The sequence below is a fragment of the Nonomuraea sp. NPDC049637 genome, assembly GCF_040675235.1.
In the GTDB taxonomy this organism is placed as follows: Bacteria; Actinomycetota; Actinomycetes; order Streptosporangiales; family Streptosporangiaceae; genus Nonomuraea.
The window spans coordinates 35,073-52,997 of record NZ_JBFAOM010000001.1; the positions used below are offsets into that span (position 1 = coordinate 35,073).

Genomic DNA, 17,925 nt, shown 5'->3' on the forward strand with positions numbered 1-17,925 from the left:
GTCCGGAGGGACGGTGAACCCGAATCACTTCAGCGCGGACACGAGTTGGATCACGACCGGCCACCCCACCAGCCCGCCTCACCGGCCGCCCAGTGACCCAGCGATCTGGATCAAGATCAGAACGACGATGAACAGGACAGTGAAGCTTAGGTCAAAGGCCACCGTACCCAACCGGAGCGGAGGAATGAAACGGCGGAGGAATTTGAGAGGTGGGTCTGTCGCGGTGTACGTGGCCTCCGCCAGCACCAGCACGACCCCGGAAGGCCGCCACTGCCGGGCGAACGCCTGCACCGTCTCAAAGATCATCCTGCCGATGAGCAGTACCAAATACAGAGACAGGACTACGACCAAGATCCCACTCACGATCTCCACGGCCCGGCCGCGCCTCCACTTCTGGTGTGCCCTCCCGGCCGCGCGTGGACCCGGTTGGGTGCGATGGACATACAGAGACTCTAACTCTGGTTGAAGAACCCGCGTTCCGCGATTCGGGCCTTGTCCTCGGCGGTCACCTCGACATTGGCAGGGGACAACAGGAACACCTTGTTGGTAACACGTTCAATGCTTCCATGTAGGCCGAAGACCAGACCTGCCGCGAAATCCACGAGCCGCTTCGCGTCGCTGTCAACCATTTCGGTCAGATTCATGATGACCGGGGTGCCGTCGCGGAAGTGCTCTCCGATGGTTCGGGCCTCGTTGTAGGTCCGGGGATGGAGGGTCGTGATGCGCGCCAGGTCGGTCGTACGGCGCTCCAGGATCGTCGTGGCGGGCCTGGGCGCGGGGACCCCGGAGTCGGCCTCCTCGTCGCGGTCCTGGACCGCCACGGGCCGTTCCTCGCCGGTCCGCTGGACATCGTCGTCGTAGGCGTACTCGTCGGTGTAGGTCTCGTACCTCTCGTAGCGGTCGTCCTCCACGAGACCGAGGTAGACCGCCATCTTGCGCATCGCGCCGGCCATCGCTACGTCGTCCTCCTGCTCATGGTCGCACTGGCTCGGACCCGTCGCCGGGGCCGAGGCGGCAGCCGTACCCCCTTGGAGCTCACCGCGGATCGACCTCTACTTGATCATGGGCCTGAAGACCCACTTGAGGGGACATTACCTGACGAAGGGCTTGCGACGGCCGAGCAACGCCGTACCGATCCGCACGTGTGTCGCACCGTACGCGACCGCCTCGTCGAGGTCCTGGCTCATGCCCGCGGAGACCATCGTGGCCCGCGGATGCTGCTCCTGGACGCGGGTCGCGACCTCGCGCAGCACGGCGAACGCGCGGCCGGGCTCCACCCCCAGCGGGGCGACCGCCATGACGCCGCCCAGCCACACCCCGTCGGCCAGCGCCACCTCGTCGGCCAGCGCGAGCACGTCGGCGGGCCGGGCGCCGCCCCTGGAGGGGTCGTCGTCGAGCGCCACCTGGATCAGGCAGCCGACCTTGCGACCCTGCCGCACGGCCTCCTTGCTGATCGCCTCCAGCAGCCGGAGGCGGTCGAGCGAGTGGATCACGTCGGCGTACCCGACGACGGACCGCACCTTGTTGGTCTGCAGCTGGCCGACGAAGTGCCAGGTCAGCGGCAGGCCGGCCAGCTCGTGCGCCTTGGGCGCGGCCTCCTGGTCGCGGTTCTCGCCGACGTCGCGCACACCCAGCTCGCACAGGATGCGCACGTCTTCGGCCGGTCTGGTCTTGGTGACCGCGATCAGGGTGACCTCGCCGCGGTCGCGGCCCACCGCGTGGCAGGCCGCGCCGATGCGGGCCTCGATCTCGGTGAGACCGGCCGCGATCTCGTCCCTCCGCACGCCTGCCTCCCTCTCCCTGCCTCCATCGCCTCGCAGTTCGGCCTGCACGCCGTACGCCACGATGGCCCCCTTTCCGTGCCGCGGGTCGGATCCCGGCACACACGACGGCGCCGCTCCCGGATGCCTGCGGGGAGCGGCGGTGGGTGGTGAGCTACTTGAGGAAGTCGGGGACGTCGAGCTCCTCCTCCTGCTCCTCGAAGATCACCCGAGGACGTTTGGGAGGCTCCGACATGCGGGAGGTGATGGGCGTGGGCGGGTTGGCCGGTTCGGGCGTGGGCCTCGGGATGGAGACCGGGGCCTGCGGCTCGTCGTCGCCGAGTGCGGCGACGGGCTCGGCGGGCTGGACCGACTCCACCGGGCGCACCGGCTCCGGACGCGGCTCCGGGCGGGACTCGGGACGCGGCTCCGGCCTGAACTCGCGCGGCTCCGGACGCGCCTCGGGACGCGGCTCGGGCCTGAACTCCTGCCGGGGCTCCGGCCTGAACTCCTGGCGCGGCTCGGGCCTGAACTCCTGGCGCGGCTCCGGCCGCAGCTCGGCACGCGGCTCAGGACGCGGCTCCGGCCTCGGCTCAGGGCGCGGCGCGGGCGGCTCGGACTTCACGCTGGGCGAAGCCGGGACCCCGGGCCGCAGTGCCGAGGACGACACCGGCGCCGCGGGCTGCGCGGCCGGCCGGGCCGCGGGCCTGGGCAGCGGCTTCTCGACCGGCGGCGGCACGTCGTCGAAGCCCGCCGCGATCACGGTGACCCGCACCTCGTCGCCGAGCGCGTCGTCGATGACCGTGCCGAAGATGATGTTGGCGTCGGGCGCGGCGGCCATCGAGACGAGCTGGGCCGCCTCGTTGATCTCGAACAGGCCGAGGTCGGAGCCGCCCGCGATCGACAGCAGCACGCCGTGGGCGCCGTCGATGCTCGCCTCCAGCAGCGGGCTGGAGACCGCCATCTCGGCGGCGGCGACCGACCGGTCGTCGCCGCGCGCGTGGCCGATGCCCATGAGCGCCGAGCCCGCACCCGACATGACCGACTTGACGTCGGCGAAGTCGAGGTTGATCAGGCCGGGCGTGGTGATCAGGTCGGTGATGCCCTGGACACCGGACAGCAGCACCTGGTCGGCCGCCTTGAACGCGTCGAGCACGCTCACCTGGCGGTCGGAGATCGACAGCAGCCGGTCGTTGGGGATCACGATGAGGGTGTCGACCTCGTCGCGCAGTGTCTCGATGCCGGCCTCGGCCTGCGAGGCGCGACGCCGTCCCTCGAAGCTGAAGGGCCGGGTCACCACGCCGATCGTCAGCGCGCCGAGCGAGCGGGCGATGTTGGCCACGACCGGCGCGCCGCCGGTGCCCGTGCCGCCGCCCTCGCCGGCCGTGACGAAGACCATGTCGGCCCCCTTGAGGACCTCCTCGATCTCCTCACGGTGGTCTTCGGCCGCCTTGCGCCCCACGTCGGGGTTGGCTCCGGCGCCCAGTCCGCGCGTGAGCTCGCGGCCCACGTCGAGTTTCACATCGGCGTCACTCATCAGCAGCGCCTGGGCGTCGGTGTTTATGGCGATGAACTCGACGCCCTTGAGTCCCTCTTCGATCATCCGGTTGACGGCGTTCACTCCGCCGCCGCCGATGCCGACGACCTTGATGACCGCGAGGTAGTTCTGCGGTGCTGCCACGACGAGGGGCCTTTCCGCTCGTTGACTTGCCATTTCGGTGCGGATCGTCTCCGCTTTTTCTCAGTTTTCGTAACTCTCAACCTCAGGTTGAGATTTAGATTTATGTCAACCTGAGGATTGATACGGACAGTAGGAGGCCCCTACCAGGCGGGTCAACTAACCGCGCCGCAAGCACGTCCGGCGTGTCGCGGGCTGTCCGATTCGCTCCGGAGTCGCGCCTGGTCGGGGCCTTCCTGTGCCGAAGCTCCGATCTACAGGCTCTCACGCCGCGACCCCCACCTCGCACAGGCACGCGATGCCCTTGCCACGGAGTTGCCAGACCCTGACACTCGTGATCACTTCAAGGTGACGACGTCGGGAGAGCTGACGTCGTACAGGGTGGCCTTGCGGCTCAGGAGCGAGACCAGGATGCGGCCTTTCTCCTGCGGCCTGTCGGCCCCGCCCCACAGGACGGTACGGCCGTCGGACAGCTCCAGCGTCACGCCCTCGGCCGAGGCGGCGCGCACCTGACGGACCTTGCCCGCCACCACGGGCGGCAACGCCTGGACGACCTGGAGCGCCGCCATGGTCGCCGGGTCACCGGCGGCCGGCCGGTCGACCTTGAGCAACGGCAGCATGAACGGCGACGTGTCCTTGACCTCGATCACCACGCCCTGCTTGTCGACCACCGCGAACCGGCCGCCCGCGGGGATCACCGCGACCGGCTCGCGCTCGACCACCTCGATCCTGAGCGTGCCCGGCCACACCCGGTCGACCTTCGCCGTCGCGAGCTGCCGGATGCCGAGCACGCGCGCCTGGACGTCGGCCAGGTCGACCGTGGCCAGCGGATGCAGGTCGGGCACGGCGGCCTGCTGCTTGATGCGCTCGCTGGTGACTGTGAGATTTCCCACGATCTCGATCGACCGCACGCCCAGCACCGGCGAGAAGAACACCAGCCAGGCGGCCGAGCCGACCACCCCCGCCGTCAACAGCACCAGGAACGCGTTACGCGCCTTCATCGCCCTCCTCGCACGCCGGCTTCGAACGTACGCCGCCGGACCGCCCGGCGCCCGCCCGCCACGCCCGCACGGCTCAGGACAGGCGCGCCACGAGCTGCGGCCCGAGCTCGGTCACGTCGCCCGCCCCCATCGTGAGCACGATGTCACCCGGACGCGCCCGCCCGGCCACCAGGTCGGGCACCGCCGCCCGGTCGGGGGCGTAGGCCACCCGCTCGGCGGGCAGCGGCACGCGCCCGGCCACCATCGCGCCGGACACGCCGGGCTCGGGGTCCTCCCGCGCGCCGTAGACGTCGAGCACGATGACCTCGTCGGCCAGCCCGAGCGCGGCGCCGAACTCGTCGGCGAAGAACCGGGTGCGCGAGTACAGGTGGGGCTGGAAGATCGCGATGACCCGGCCGGTGCCCGAGTAGGAGGCCACGACGTCGCGCGCGGCCCGCAGGTCGGCGGCCAGCTCGGTCGGGTGGTGGGCGTAGCTGTCGAACACCGCGACGCCGCCCGCCTCGCCCTTGGCCTCGAAGCGCCGCTTGGCCCCCGTGAAGGCCGCCAGGCCGTCTCTGATGTCCTCGAACGCCAGCCCCAGCTCGTCGGCCACGGCGATGGCGGCGGTGGCGTTGAGGGCGTTGTGCGCCCCGGGGACGGCCAGCCGCACGTCTCCCCTGCCCTCGATGGAGAAGACCGTGCCGAAGCCGTCGGGGCGCACGCCGGTCACCCGGTAGTCCTCGCCCCGCTCGCCGTAGGTCCTGACCCGCAGCCCGCGCTCGCGCGCCCGCCCGGCCAGCTCGGCGGCGCCCGGGTCGTCGGCGCAGACGATGAGCAGCGAGCCCACCCGGTCGGCGAAGCGGGCGAAGCTGTCGTGCACCGCGCGCGGGTCGCCGTAGTTGTCGAGGTGGTCGGCCTCGACGTTGGTCACCACGGCGATGTCGGGGGCCAGCATGAGGAAGGAGCCGTCGCTCTCGTCGGCCTCGGCCACGAACACCCGGCCCGCGCCCTCGTCGGCGCCCAGCCCGGTGGTGACGAGCTGGCCGCCCACGCAGTAGGACGGCTCGGCGCCGCACTTCTGCAGCGCCACGGTCAGCATGGAGGTGGTGGTGGTCTTGCCGTGGGTGCCGGCGATGGCCACGCCGGTGCGGCCGCCCATCACCGAGGCCAGCGCGGCGGCCCGCGGGATGATCCGCAGGCCCTGCCTGAGCGCCTCGCCCAGCTCGGGGTTGGAGTCGCGGATGGCGGTGGAGACGACCACGGTGTCGACGTCCCGGATGTGCGAGGCGGCGTGCCCGATGTGCACGGTCGCGCCCAGCTCGCGCAGCTCGGTCACCAGCTCGGAGCTGCGCGCGTCGCTTCCGGTGACGCGGACGCCGCGCTTGAGCAGGATGCGGGCGATGCCCGACATGCCCGCGCCGCCGATGCCGATGAAGTGCACGCGGCCGAGGTCTTCGACGGCTACGGGATCGACCAGCTTGACGAGACTCATCGGGCTATCTCCAACACTTTCCTGGCAAGCATGATATCGGCGTCCTTGCGCCCCAGCCGGGAGGCGGCCTCCGACATGACGGCGACCCGTTCGGGGTCGTGGAGCATGGGCAGCACGTTCTGGATGATCCAATCGGGTGACAGGTCGGCGTCGCCGACCATCAGGCCGCCGCCGCCGCGCACGACGCGCTCGGCGTTGACGGTCTGCTCGCCGTTGCCGTGCGGCAGCGGCACGTACGCGGCCGGCAGCCCCACGGCTGTCAGCTCGGCGCAGGTCAGGGCCCCGCTGCGGCACAGCGCGACGTCGGCGGCGGCGTAGGCGAGGTCCATGCGGTCGACGTAGGGCAGCAGCACGTACTGGGGGTCGCCGGGCGGCGGCTCGTGCTCGACGGTGTTGTTCAGGCCGAGCACGTGGAGCACCTGGATGCCGGCCCCGCGCAGCACCGGCGCGGCGGCCAGCGCGGCCTCGTTGAGTGACCTGGCGCCCTGCGAGCCGCCGAACACCAGCAGCGTGGGCCGGTCGTTCTCCAGCCCGAACCAGGAGCGCGCCTTGTCGCCGGTGGACAGCCGGTCGAGGGTGACGATCTCGCGGCGCAGCGGGGTGCCGATGAACTCGGCCTTGGGCAGCGCGGCGTCGGGGAAGCCGGTGAAGACGTGGTCGGTCAGCCGGGCGCCCAGCCTGTTGGCCAGACCGGGACGGGGATTGGCCTCGTGGACGACGATCGGCAGGCCCTTGCGCTTGGCCGCCAGGTAGGCGGGCGTGGCGACGTAGCCGCCGAACCCGACCAGGATGTCGGCGCCGACCCGGTCGAGCACGCCCGACACGGCGTTGATCGCCCCGGCCAGCCGGCCCGGCACGGTCAGCAGGCTCGGGGTGATCGCCCTGGGCAGCGGCACGGCCGGCACCAGTTCGAGATCGTAGCCCCTGGCGGGCACGAGCCGCGTCTCCAGGCCGCGCTCGGTGCCCACGCAGGTGATGCCGACGCTCCGGTCAAGATGGCGCAGCGCGTCCGCAAGGGCGAGCGCGGGCTCGATGTGCCCGGCCGTCCCCCCACCGGCGAGGACCACCCTCATCTCGGTCACTCCCTAACGTCTCACTCGGCCTCTGGACGTACCCCCCAGGCCCAGCCAGCTTAGGCCCCGTGCGGCGGGTCCGGGGCCACGCGCGGCCAAGGCTTCGCGCGCGCCGGGCTCGCGTTTGGCGAACGACAGCAGGATGCCCAGCGCGGCGAGCGTGGGGAGCAGGGACGATCCGCCGTAGGAGACCAGCGGCAGCGGGATGCCGGTGATGGGCAGCACGCCGAGCACGGCGCCCATGTTGACGGTCGCCTGCCCGACGATCCAGGCCACCATGGCAGCCGCGGCCAGGCGGACGAAGCCGTCGTTGACCCGGACCGCGACCCGCAGCCCCGCGTAGCCGAGCAGGCCGAACAGCGCCACCACGATCAGCGTGCCCATCAGGCCCAGCTCCTCGCCGAGGATGGCGAAGATGAAGTCGCTCTCGCCGTGGGGCAGCCAGCTCCACTTCTGGCGGCTGCTGCCCAGGCCGAGCCCGAACCAGCCGCCCGAGCCCATCGCGATCTGCCCCTGCACGGCCTGGTAGCCGGCGCCCTGGGCGTCGGCCCACGGGTCGAGGAAGGCCCCGATGCGCGCCATCCGGTACGGCTCCACCTTGATCATGATGACCGCGGCCAGCACCGCCAGCGCGAGGATGCCGCCGAACAGCTTGACCGGCGCCCCCACCACCCACAGCAGCGCCAGGAAGATCATGAAGAGCACGAGGGTGGTGCCCAGGTCGCGGCCGAGCAGGACCATGACGACCAGGATCGCGGTGCCGGGCATGAGCGGGATCAGCATCTGCCGCCACTCGATCCGGCCCTGCCTGGCCCGCCTGGCCAGCAGGTCGGCCCCCCACAGCACGAGCGCCAGCTTGGCCGGCTCCGACGGCTGGAGGGTGAACGGGCCGAGGTAGATCCACCGCTGCGCGCCCAGCTCGGACTCGCCGATGAACAGCACCATGACCAGTGCCAGCACCGCCAGCGCCATGAGCGGGTAGCCCGCCCAGCGGAAGAACTTCGGCGGAAGGCGCGAGCAGGCGTACATCACGGGCACGCCGACGCCGGCCGACAACGACTGCTTGATGAACCACGAGAACGGGTTGCCGGTCTTCTGCTGGGCCTCGATCGCGGAGGCCGACAACACCATCATGAGCCCGAGCGCGAGCAGCAGCGCGCTGCACATGATGATCAGGTAGTAGGTCGTCAGCGGCTTGTCGAGCAGTTCCTTCAGCACGGCGCGCTGCTCGCGGACCCAGCTGGCCGGGCCCTCCTGGGCCTTGGACCGGGCGGGCTCGCCGGCGGCCGGACGGGCGCCGGCAGTGCCGGTGCTACTGCTCACGCCGCCGCCTCAGCTCGTGGACGGCACGGGCGAAGGCCTCCCCTCGTGCCGGGTAGCCGGGGAACATGTCGAGCGAGGCGCCCGCTGGGGAGAGCAGCACGGTGTCCCCGGGGGAGGCCAGGCGCGCGGCTTCGGTGACGACGGTGTCCATCACACCAGTGTCTTGGCCCGGGATGTCCACGACGGGGACATTCGGCGCGTGTCGCGCGAGTGCTTCGGCGATCGCCGCGCGGTCGGCGCCCAGCAGCACCGCGCCGCGCAGCCGGGACGCCGCCCGCCGGACCAGGTCGTCGACGTCGGCGCCCTTGAGCTGACCGCCCGCCACCCACACGATCGAGGGGTAGGCGCTCAGCGCGGCCGCGGCGGCGTGCGGGTTGGTGGCCTTGGAGTCGTCGACGTAGTCGACGTCGCCGACCCGGTCGACGTGGGCCAGGCGGTGGGGGTCGGGCTTGAAGGCGCGCAGGCCCAGCCGCACGGCCTCGGACGGGACGCCGAGCGAGCGGGCCAGGGCGGCGGCGGCCAGGGCGTTGGCCACGTTGTGGGGGGCCAGAGGCCGGATGTCGGCGAACGTGGCCAGCTCTTCGGCCGCCTCGACCGGGTCCTCCACGAACGCCCGGTCGACCAGCAGATCCTCGACCACGCCGAGCTGGCCGCTGCGCGGCGCCCGCAGCGTGAAGCCGACGGCGCCCTCGTACGGCTCGGCCAGGCGGGCGCACTCGGGGTCGTCGGCGTTGTAGATCACGGTGCCGGCGCGTTCGTAGATGCGGCCCTTGGCGGCGGCGTACTCGGCCATGGAGCCGTGCCAGTCGAGGTGGTCAGGGGCGATGTTCAGGATCGCCGCGGCGTGCGGGGCCAGGCTGCTGGACCAGTGGAGCTGGAAACTCGACAGCTCGACGGCCAGGGCGTCGTACGGCTCGGCGACGGCTTGGACGACCGGGACGCCCACGTTCCCCACGGCCAGGGCGTCGAGCCCGGCGGCCTGGAGGATCGAGGTGAGCATGCGCACGGCCGTGGTCTTGCCGTTGGTGCCGGTCAGCGCGAGCCAGGGGGCGGCGTGCGAGGGGCGCAGCCGCCAGGCCAGCTCCACCTCGCCGACGACCTCGACGCCGGCCGCCAGCGCGGCGGCCACCAGCGGGTGGTGCGGGGCCCAGCCGGTGGTGACGAGCCTGGTCGTGCCCTCGGGCAGCACCATCTCGCCGAACCTGGTCTCGACCCCGGCGCGGGCCAGCTCGGCCGCGGCGGCCAGCTGCCGCTCACCCTCCACGGCCTCCACGACCACGACCCGCTCGCCGCGCGCGGCCAGCGCCCCGGCCACCGCGGTGCCGGAGACGCCGAGCCCGGCCACGCACGTCAACGTCATGGCTTGGGCATCCACTCGACGTAGAACAGCCCGAGCCCGAGCGCCGCGCAGAGCCCGGCGATCAGCCAGAACCGCACCACGATCGTGGTCTCGGCCCAGCCCTTCAGCTCGAAGTGGTGTTGCAGCGGCGCCATCCTGAACACCCGTTTCCCGGTCATCTTGAAGAACCCGACCTGGATGATGACGGACGCCGTGATGATCACGCACAGCCCGGCCAGGATGATCAGCAGGAGCTGCGTACGGGTGGCGATGGCCAGGCCGGCCAGCACGCCGCCCAGGGCCAGCGAGCCGGTGTCGCCCATGAAGATCTTCGCCGGCGGGGCGTTCCACCACAGGAACCCGACCAGCGCCCCCAGCACGGCCGCGGCCACCACCGACAGGTCGAGCGGGTCGCGCACCCAGTAGCAGTTGGGCCCGAGCTGGTCGATGCAGTTGTTGCGGAGCTGCCAGTTGCCGATCAGCACGTACGCGCCGAGCACGACGCCGGTCGCGCCGCTGGCCAGGCCGTCGAGGCCGTCGGTGAGGTTCACGGCGTTGGAGAACCCGACGATCATGAACAGCACCCAGATGGTGAAGCCGACGATGCCGATCGAGGGGCCGATGTCGCGCAGGAACGACAGCCGGGTCTCGGCGGGGGTGATGCCGTAGACGTTGGGCTGGCGGGTGATCAGCACGGCGAACACGGCGCCGACGACGAGCTGGCCCAGGGCCTTGGCGCCGCTGCGCAGGCCCAGGCTGCGCTGCTTGTAGATCTTGATGAAGTCGTCGAGGAAGCCGACCGCGCCGAGGCCGGTCATCAGGAACAGCACGAGCATGCCCGACACCGTCGGCGGCGACAGCGTGGCCAGGTGGGAGCCGCCGTAGGCCAGCAGCGCGGCCAGCACGAAGACGATGCCGCCCATGGTCGGGGTGCCGCGTTTGCCCAGGTGGGCCTGCACTCCCTCCTCGCGGATCTCCTGGCCGTAGCCGCGCCGCGAGAACAGCCTGATCGCCAAGGGGGTCCCCAGCATCGACAGGACCAGGCCCACCGCGCCGGCGATGACGATGTTGATCACTGAGCGGCACCTCCGAGAAGGAGCTCCGCCGTGCGTTCCAGGCCCATCGCGCGGGGGCCCTTGACGAGCACCGCGTCGCCGGGGCGCAGCAGGCCGGCCAGTGCGGCCGCCGCTGCCTCGGCATCAGGGACGTGTACGATCCGGGTCATCTGGGGAGCATATGGCCCTTCGCCACCTGGCGGTCCCGCGGCGGCCGAGGCCGCCTCGTTCGCGCCCTCCAGCACCGGGCCCGCGTCGGGACCGACGACGACGAGGCCCGTCAGGCCGGAACCGCCCGCCAGCCGCCCCAGTTCGGCGTTGAGCGCCGCGCTCTCCTCGCCCAGCTCGCGCAGCGCCGCGATGACCGCGAACCGCCGCCGCTGCTGCCCCATCACGCCGAACATGTCGAACGCGGCCCGCATCGAGTCGGGGTTGGCGTTGTAGGCGTCGTTGACCACCGTGACGCCGTCGGGCCGGTCGGTGACCTCCATGCGCCAGCGGCTGCGCGGCGTGGCCTCCGACAGCTCCTCGGCGATCGTGGCGACCGGCAGGCCCAGCTCGTAGGCCGCGGCGGCGGCGGCCAGGGCGTTCTCCACCGCGTGGGCGCCGTAGAGCTGGAGCGTGACCGGCGCGGCCCCGGACGGGGTGCGCAACGTGAACGAGGCGCGCCCGCGCCCGTCGACCGTCTCCTGCTCGGCCCTGATGGCCGCGCCCTCGCCGCGCCCGAAGTACGTGACGCGCGCGTCGGTGCGCGCGGCCATCTGCGACACCAGCGGGTCGTCGGCGTTGAGCACCGCCACCCCGGTGCGCGGCAGCGCCTCCACCAGCTCGCCCTTGGCCTTGGCGATGGCCTCCTTGCCGCCGAACACGCCGAGGTGGGCGGTGCCGACGTTGAGCACCACGCCGATCGTCGGCGGCGCGATGCGGGTGAGGTCCGCGATGTGGCCGATGTTGCGGGCGGCCAGTTCGAGCACCATGAACCGGGTGTCGACGTCGGCGCGCAGCACGGTCAGCGGGTGGCCGAGCTCGTTGTTGAAGCTGCCGACGGGCGCGATGGTCGGGCCCATCCGGCCGGCCAGCCTGGCCAGCAGGTCTTTGGTGCTGGTCTTGCCCGCCGAGCCGGTCACGCCGATCACGGTGGCCTGCGGCAGCGCGGCGGCCTGGGCGGCGGCCAGCGCGGCCAGCGCGACCGCGGCGTCGGGGACGATCACCGCCGGCGCGTCGACCGGCCTGGAGGCCAGGACGGCGACCGCTCCGGCCCTGATCGCCTGCGCGGCGTAGTCGTGGCCGTCGACCCGCTCGCCGGCGAGGGCGACGAACAGCGATCCCGGCTCCACCGCGCGTGAGTCGATCACTACGGGCCCGCGCACCACGGCGCGGGGGTCTGCCATGCCCGACAGGGCGCCCGAGGTTATCTCGGCGATCCTGGCCAGCGGCAACGGGATCATCGGTGCTTCCTGCTTTCCTTGCGTGCGTCGATCGCTTCGGCGACCACTTCGCGGTCGTCGAACGGGATCACTTCGCCTGAGACGTACTGGCCCTGCTCGTGACCCTTGCCCGCGACGACGATCACGTCACCGCGGCCGGCCCGGCCGACGGCCAGGTCGATCGCGGCCGCGCGGTCGGGCTCAATGATCACATGGGCGCGGTCGCGGGGCGGAACGCCGAGCGCTCCCTCCATCATCGCGGCCAGGATGGCGAGCGGATCCTCCGAGCGCGGGTTGTCGTTGGTGAAAATCGCCACATCGGCCAGCCGGGCGGCGATCTCGCCCATGAGCGGGCGTTTGCCGGTGTCGCGGTCGCCGCCGCAGCCCAGCACGATCGTCAGCGTGCCCGCGGTCACCTCCCGCAGCGAGCGCAGCACCGACTCCACGGCGCCCGGCTTGTGGGAGTAGTCCACGAGCGCCTGGAACTCCTCCTCGGCGGAGGTGATGCGCTGCATGCGCCCGGGCACCCCGGTGAGGCTGCCCACGCCGTGCACGGCGGTCTGGAGCGGCACCCCCGACTCCACCAGGCAGACGATCGCGCCGAGCGCGTTGGCGACGTTGAAGGGGCCGGGCAGCGAGATCTGCGCGTCGGCCTCGACCCCGCCAGGACCGGCCACCCGGAACGCGCTGCCGTCGGCGCCGAGCCGGACCTCCAGGGCCCGCCACTCCGCCTCCGGGTCGCCGAGCGCCGAGAACGTCGTCATCGGCACCTTGGCCCGGTGCAGCAGCTCCCGGCCGTGCGGGTCGTCGATGTTGGTCACGCCGACGCGGCTCAGCTCGGGCTGGAACAGCCTGGCCTTGGTGGCGAAGTAGTCCTCGAAGTCCTTGTGGAAGTCGAGGTGGTCCTGGGAGAGGTTGGTGAACAGCGCGACGTCGTAGAAGATGCCGTCGACCCGGCCGAGCGCCAGCGCGTGACTGGAGACCTCCATGGTGGCCGCGGTGACCCCCTGCTCGCGCATCAGCGCGAACAGGGCGTGCAGCTGCGGAGCCTCCGGCGTGGTCAGCGTGGGCTCGAAGCGGAGGTCTCCGGCGGCGATCTCGACGCCGCCGACCAGGCCCGTCGTGTGGCCGGCCGCCCGCAGGCCGGCCTCCACCATGAAGGTGGTGGTGGACTTGCCGCTGGTGCCGGTCACCCCGATGACCTGGACGTCGTGGGCCGGCTGGCCGTAGACCCAGGAGGAGACCTGCCCGAGCAGCGCGCGCGGGTCGGGCACGATCAGCACCGGCAGGCCGGTGGCCACGGCGGCCTCCCGCCCGGCCGGGTCGGTGAGGACGGCCACGGCTCCGCGCGCCATCGCCTCGGCGGCGAAGGTCGCGCCGTGCACGCGGTTGCCCGGCAGCGCCACGTAGAGATCGCCGCGCTGCACGGCGCGGGAATCGATGGTGACGCCGGTCAGGGCGGCATGGGGCGACCTCGACGTGCCGGAATCGGCGTCGAGCATGGTCGCGAGCCCGGTCAGCGGACGGGGCGGGCTGGTCTTGGGACGCATAGACGACGGGGGACGCACGGCGAGAGCGTACCTTCCCTGCTCACTGTCCCGCGCGCGTACGCACCGGCGGCGCGTCCGAGCCTGTGGGAGGAATCTTCCTGCTCTTGATGGCGAACGTCATCACATCCTTGAACACGGGGGCCGCGAGCTGGCCGCCGAAATGGCCGTTCTTGGGGTTCTGGAGCACCGAGAGCACCACCAGCCGGGGCGCGTCGGCGGGCGCGAACCCGACGAAGGAGGCCGTGTAGCCGTCGTAGCGGCCCAGCTCGGCGTCGTAGCGGTCGGCCGTGCCGGTCTTGCCCGCCACCCGGTAGCCGGGGATGGCGGCCAGCGCGCCGGTGCCCTCGGCGCTCACCGCGGTCTCCAGCATCGTCGTGATCTCCTTGGCCGTCGTCTCGCTCACCACTCTGGTCTGCCTGCCCGCGGGAGCCGGGACGAACCTGCCGGACGCGTCGGTGGTGCCCGCCACGATCTGCGGATCGACGCGGACGCCGCCGTTGGCGATGGTCTGGTAGACGCTGGCCGTCTGCAGGGCGGTCACCGACACGCCCTGGCCGTAGGCGACCGTGCAGCTCTGGCTGCCCGACCAGTTCTTGTAGTTGGGCAGCAGGCCCGCCTCTGCGTTGGGCACGCCGCCCGCCGGGGTGGTGCCGAACCCGAACGCCCTGAGCATCGCGTACAGGCGCTCGCTGCCGACCTTGCGGGCGGCCATGATCGTGGCGACGTTGCTGGACTGGGCCATGGCCTGCCGGAAGGTCATCGCCTCGGGCTTGTGGGCGTGGGCGTCGCGCAGCACCCGGTCGGCGCACCTGATGTTGTCGGGCACCTGGAACACCGTGTCGGGGGTGACCTCCTTGGCCTCCAGCGCGGCGGCGGCGGTGATCACCTTGTTGGTGCTGCCGGGCTCGAACACGTCCGCGGCGGCCTTGTTGACGTAGGAGGAGGCGGGGGCCCGGCGCCAGTTGCCCAGGTCGAGCTCGGGCGCGTTGGCCATGGCGATGATCTGGGCGGTCCTCACGTCCATGACGATGACCGCGCCGCTGCTCGCGCCCGACTCGCGCACCTGCTCGGCGACCGCCTTCTGGGCGGCCCACTGGATGTCGCGGTCGATGGTGAGCCGGACGTCCTGGCCGTTGACGGGCGCGGTGCGCTCGCTGCTGGTCATGGGGATGCGCAGGCCGTCGCGGCCGGTCTCGACCCGCTGCTTGCCGTCGCGGCCGGCCAGGATCGTGTTCTTGGCCTGCTCCATGCCGCCCAGGCCGTTGCCCTCGTCGCCGACGAAGCCGATGAGGCTGCCGGCCAGGTCGCCGGCCGGGTAGTCGCGGCGGTAGGTCTTCTTCGCGCTGAGCGCGGGCACGCGGGCCTGCAGCAGGCGGGTGGCCACGACCGGGTCGACGTCCCGGGCCAGGAGCTGGTAGCGGCTGCCGGTCCTGGACAGCTTGGCGGTCATCTCCTCCACGGTCTTGCCGAGCTGCCTGGCCAGGATCGCGGCCACGTTCGCGCGGGCGGCCGCGGGGACCTTGGAGGGGTCGATGGACACCTCGCGGGCCTCCGACGTACGGGCCAGGGCGTTGCCGTTGACGTCGGTGATCGTGCCGCGCTTGGCGGGGATCTCCTCGACGTGCTGGCGCTGGCCGACGGCGGCGGCCTCGTAGACCTTGGAGTCGAGGCCCTGCATCTGGATCAGCCGGCCGGCGAAGATCGACAGGATGAAGGTCATGCCGATCAGGCCGATGTTGATGCGCCGGCGCGGGCTGCCCAGGCGCAGCACCAGCGGGGGCCTGGGCGGGCGCGGCGGGGCGGGCGGGCGGCGCGGGCCCCTGGGGGGCGGCACGTCCGCGCCGCGGCGCAGCAGGCCGCGCTCACGCCCGCGTGCCTGGTCCAGCCCTGAGGCGCGCACCTGGCCGGACGCCGGGCCGCGCGCCTGACCGGCCCTGGGACCGCGGGTCTGGTCGGGCCTGCCGCCGCGCCCCTGCTCGGGCCGGGATCCGCGGCTCTGGGCCGGCCCCGAGCCCGGCCGCGCCGCTTCGGACCGCGAGCCGCGCGCCGGGTCGGACCGCGAGCCGCGCCCCTGGTCGGATCGCGAGCCGCGCGCCGGGTCGGGCCGGGAGCCACGGGACTGGTCGGATCTCGAGCCGCGGGCCTGGTCGGGGCCGGGACCGTCGCCGCGGCGGCGCGGCCCCTCCTGCGGCGCCCGGTCCCGGGCGCCGTCGTCGCACCCCTGGGCGGCGCGCCCGCGCGCCCGGTCGCCCTCGTCCCGGGCGGCACGGCCACGCGAACGGTCTTCGCCGTCGCGGCTCTGCGGGGACCGCCCGCGTGGGCGGTCGTCGTCGCGCCCCTGGGCGGCGCGGTTGCGGGAGTCGTCGCGCGGGCGGCGGCGTGGGCCGTCGCCCGGGTCGCGGCGCGAGCGGGCGCCCTCGTCGTCGTCGCGGGGCCGGGCGCGGTCGCCGTCGTCGCGGCGCTGCCGGCCGCGGGAGCCGCCCGCGGAGTCGCGGCGGGCGCTGCCGCGCGCGTCGTCGCCGGGGTCGTGGGGCCGGCGGCCCCTCAGGTCGTCGTCGAACGGCAGGTCGAACGGGTCGGGAGGACGCTTGCGCGGCGAATCGTCCGGCGCCGCCGGGCGGCCGGCCCCGTCGGAACGGGCAGAGCCCCCTCGCCCTGACCGCCCCGGACCCCCCGGCGTACGACGAGCGGCGCCGGGCCCTCCGGGAGAGCCGGCGCCGCCAGCGCCGCGGCCGGGACCCTGTCCCCTGCCGCCTGAATCCCTCACCGCTCCGGGACCGCCTGGGTACTCGGCTCGCCCTTGTCCCAGGGCCGCAGGTTCTTGTCCAGGTGGTAGCCCTGCGCCTCGGCGCGGTCGGCGATGTTCTGGGGCTGCATCTTGCGCTCGTACTCCAGCCGGAGCGCTTCCTTCTCCTGCTGGGCCACCGCGATCTCCTCGCGCAGCTTGGCGTCGGTGATGGCGTCGCGGTTGAGCATGATGTTGAGCAGCAGCAGGCTCACCAGCCCACCGCACATCAACCCGACGACGAGCAGCACGAACGGCGCCCGCTGCCGCTTGGTCGAGGTTCGCCGCGCGGCGGGACGGCGCGCGGGCGCGGCGCTCTCGCCGGGACGCGCGGCCGCAGGCCGCCGGCCGGCGGTGTCAGGACGGGGCCGCGGCTTGGTCTGGTGCGAGACGCCCGGCCTGCGCGTGCCCGGCTTGGGCATGGCGCGGCGGACGGGCGCGACCCGGCCGGTCTCCTGCTCAATCGTCAACGCGGATCCTCTCTGCCGCCCGTAGCCGGGCCGAGGCCGCCCGCGGGTTACGGGCGAGCTCTTCATCGCTGGGGAGCTCGGCTCCCCTCGTCAGCAGGCGGAACCTCGGCTGGTGTGCCGGTAGCGGGACGGGCAGCCCTGGCGGGCTGGTGTCCTTGGTTCGCGCCGTGAGGGCCTGCTTGGTGAGCCGGTCCTCAAGGGAGTGGTAGGCGAGCACGACGACCCGCCCACCCAGCGCCAGCGCGTCGAGCGCCGCGGGCAGCGCCGCCTCCAGGGCGGACAGCTCCGCGTTGACCTCGATGCGCAGCGCCTGGAAAGTCCTCTTGGCGGGGTTGCCGCCGGTGCGCCTGGTCGCCGCGGGGATCGCGTCGCGCACGATGTCGGCGAGTCTCTTGGTGGAGGTGATGGGCTCCTTGGCGCGTTCCTTGACGATAAGCCCCGCGACCCTCGGCGCGAAACGTTCCTCGCCGTAGTCGCGCAGGATTCGTGCCAGGTCGGCGGCCGGATAGGTGTTGACCACCCGCTCGGCCGTCAGCTCCTGCTCGGTGTCCATGCGCATGTCGAGCGGGGCGTCGTAGGAGTAGGCGAAGCCGCGTTCGGCCTCGTCGAGCTGCGGCGAGGAGACGCCGAGGTCGAACAGCACGCCGTTGACCGTGGGATGCCCGGCCTCGGCGATGACCTGGGCCAGGTCGCCCGAGGAGGCGTGGACCAGGGTGGTGCGGCCGGCGTAGGGGGCGAGCCTGCGGGTGGAGAAGTCGATCGCGAACGGGTCGCGGTCGATCCCGATGAGACGAAGGGAGGGGAAGGCGGCGAGCAGGGCCTCGGAGTGGCCGCCGAGCCCGAGATTGGCGTCGACGACGACCGGCTCCGGCCCCGACAGCGCCGGGCCCAGCAGCTCCAGTACGCGCTCGAGCATCACCGGAACGTGACCGCCCGTGCCTGCGTTGTCGTCCATCTCCAACCCCCCTCTCGCGTCCTGCTCGCGGATGAACG

General features: G+C 72.7%; 15 protein-coding genes. All 15 read right to left on the reverse strand.

Going from position 1 to position 17,925, the window contains the following annotated elements; all coding sequences use genetic code 11:
* Positions 1 to 78 precede the first annotated feature (78 nt).
* The 15 genes from AB0J71_RS00140 to rsmH all read right to left on the reverse strand — a co-directional run bounded on the left by AB0J71_RS00140 (position 79) and on the right by rsmH (position 17,887).
* On the reverse strand, positions 79 to 372 hold the full coding sequence (locus tag AB0J71_RS00140; protein WP_125630468.1) for a YggT family protein: 294 nt from the start codon (positions 370 to 372) through the stop codon (positions 79 to 81).
* An 80-nt stretch (positions 373 to 452) separates the two neighbouring features.
* Positions 453 to 953 (reverse strand): cell division protein SepF, encoded by a 501-nt coding sequence (sepF, locus tag AB0J71_RS00145; protein ID WP_125630470.1) that lies wholly within the window; start codon positions 951 to 953, stop codon positions 453 to 455.
* 138 nt (positions 954 to 1,091) lie between these two features.
* Positions 1,092 to 1,784 carry a YggS family pyridoxal phosphate-dependent enzyme gene (locus tag AB0J71_RS00150; protein WP_352325075.1) on the reverse strand — a complete coding sequence of 231 codons (693 nt, stop codon included), beginning with the start codon at positions 1,782 to 1,784 and terminating at the stop codon, positions 1,092 to 1,094.
* A 151-nt stretch (positions 1,785 to 1,935) separates the two neighbouring features.
* Entirely contained in the window at positions 1,936 to 3,441 is a 1,506-nt protein-coding gene (gene ftsZ, locus AB0J71_RS00155) for a cell division protein FtsZ (RefSeq protein WP_364411683.1), read from the reverse strand.
* A gap of 335 nt (positions 3,442 to 3,776) precedes the next feature.
* Positions 3,777 to 4,439, reverse strand: coding sequence for an FtsQ-type POTRA domain-containing protein (locus tag AB0J71_RS00160; protein ID WP_352325073.1), 663 nt, complete (start codon positions 4,437 to 4,439; stop codon positions 3,777 to 3,779).
* Positions 4,440 to 4,512: 73 nt separating this feature from the next.
* Entirely contained in the window at positions 4,513 to 5,910 is a 1,398-nt protein-coding gene (gene murC, locus AB0J71_RS00165; protein WP_352325071.1) for a UDP-N-acetylmuramate--L-alanine ligase, read from the reverse strand.
* Entirely contained in the window at positions 5,907 to 6,983 is a 1,077-nt protein-coding gene (gene murG / locus AB0J71_RS00170) for an undecaprenyldiphospho-muramoylpentapeptide beta-N-acetylglucosaminyltransferase (RefSeq protein WP_352325070.1), read from the reverse strand. Before murG ends, murC begins: the two co-directional genes overlap by 4 nt.
* Positions 6,984 to 6,995: 12 nt before the next feature.
* A complete protein-coding gene (gene ftsW / locus AB0J71_RS00175; protein ID WP_352325082.1) occupies positions 6,996 to 8,201 on the reverse strand; it encodes a putative lipid II flippase FtsW in 1,206 nt (401 codons plus the stop codon).
* A 94-nt stretch (positions 8,202 to 8,295) separates the two neighbouring features.
* Positions 8,296 to 9,666: a UDP-N-acetylmuramoyl-L-alanine--D-glutamate ligase gene (gene murD / locus AB0J71_RS00180; protein WP_352325069.1), complete on the reverse strand. Its 1,371-nt coding sequence runs from the start codon at positions 9,664 to 9,666 to the stop codon at positions 8,296 to 8,298.
* Positions 9,663 to 10,721: a phospho-N-acetylmuramoyl-pentapeptide-transferase gene (gene mraY, locus AB0J71_RS00185; protein ID WP_352325068.1), complete on the reverse strand. Its 1,059-nt coding sequence runs from the start codon at positions 10,719 to 10,721 to the stop codon at positions 9,663 to 9,665. The genes murD and mraY overlap by 4 nt, the downstream gene beginning before the upstream one ends.
* Positions 10,718 to 12,148 (reverse strand): UDP-N-acetylmuramoyl-tripeptide--D-alanyl-D-alanine ligase, encoded by a 1,431-nt coding sequence (murF, locus tag AB0J71_RS00190; protein WP_352325067.1) that lies wholly within the window; start codon positions 12,146 to 12,148, stop codon positions 10,718 to 10,720. The genes mraY and murF overlap by 4 nt, the downstream gene beginning before the upstream one ends.
* Complete coding sequence (locus AB0J71_RS00195) at positions 12,145 to 13,677, reverse strand: UDP-N-acetylmuramoyl-L-alanyl-D-glutamate--2,6-diaminopimelate ligase (RefSeq protein ID WP_352325066.1); 1,533 nt, start codon at positions 13,675 to 13,677, stop codon at positions 12,145 to 12,147. Before AB0J71_RS00195 ends, murF begins: the two co-directional genes overlap by 4 nt.
* A 40-nt stretch (positions 13,678 to 13,717) precedes the next feature.
* Entirely contained in the window at positions 13,718 to 16,444 is a 2,727-nt protein-coding gene (locus tag AB0J71_RS00200; protein WP_364411685.1) for a penicillin-binding transpeptidase domain-containing protein, read from the reverse strand.
* On the reverse strand, positions 16,441 to 16,932 hold the full coding sequence (locus AB0J71_RS00205; RefSeq protein WP_352326978.1) for a hypothetical protein: 492 nt from the start codon (positions 16,930 to 16,932) through the stop codon (positions 16,441 to 16,443). Before AB0J71_RS00205 ends, AB0J71_RS00200 begins: the two co-directional genes overlap by 4 nt.
* Positions 16,922 to 17,887 (reverse strand): 16S rRNA (cytosine(1402)-N(4))-methyltransferase RsmH, encoded by a 966-nt coding sequence (rsmH, locus tag AB0J71_RS00210; RefSeq protein ID WP_364411687.1) that lies wholly within the window; start codon positions 17,885 to 17,887, stop codon positions 16,922 to 16,924. The genes AB0J71_RS00205 and rsmH overlap by 11 nt, the downstream gene beginning before the upstream one ends.
* Positions 17,888 to 17,925 lie beyond the last annotated feature (38 nt).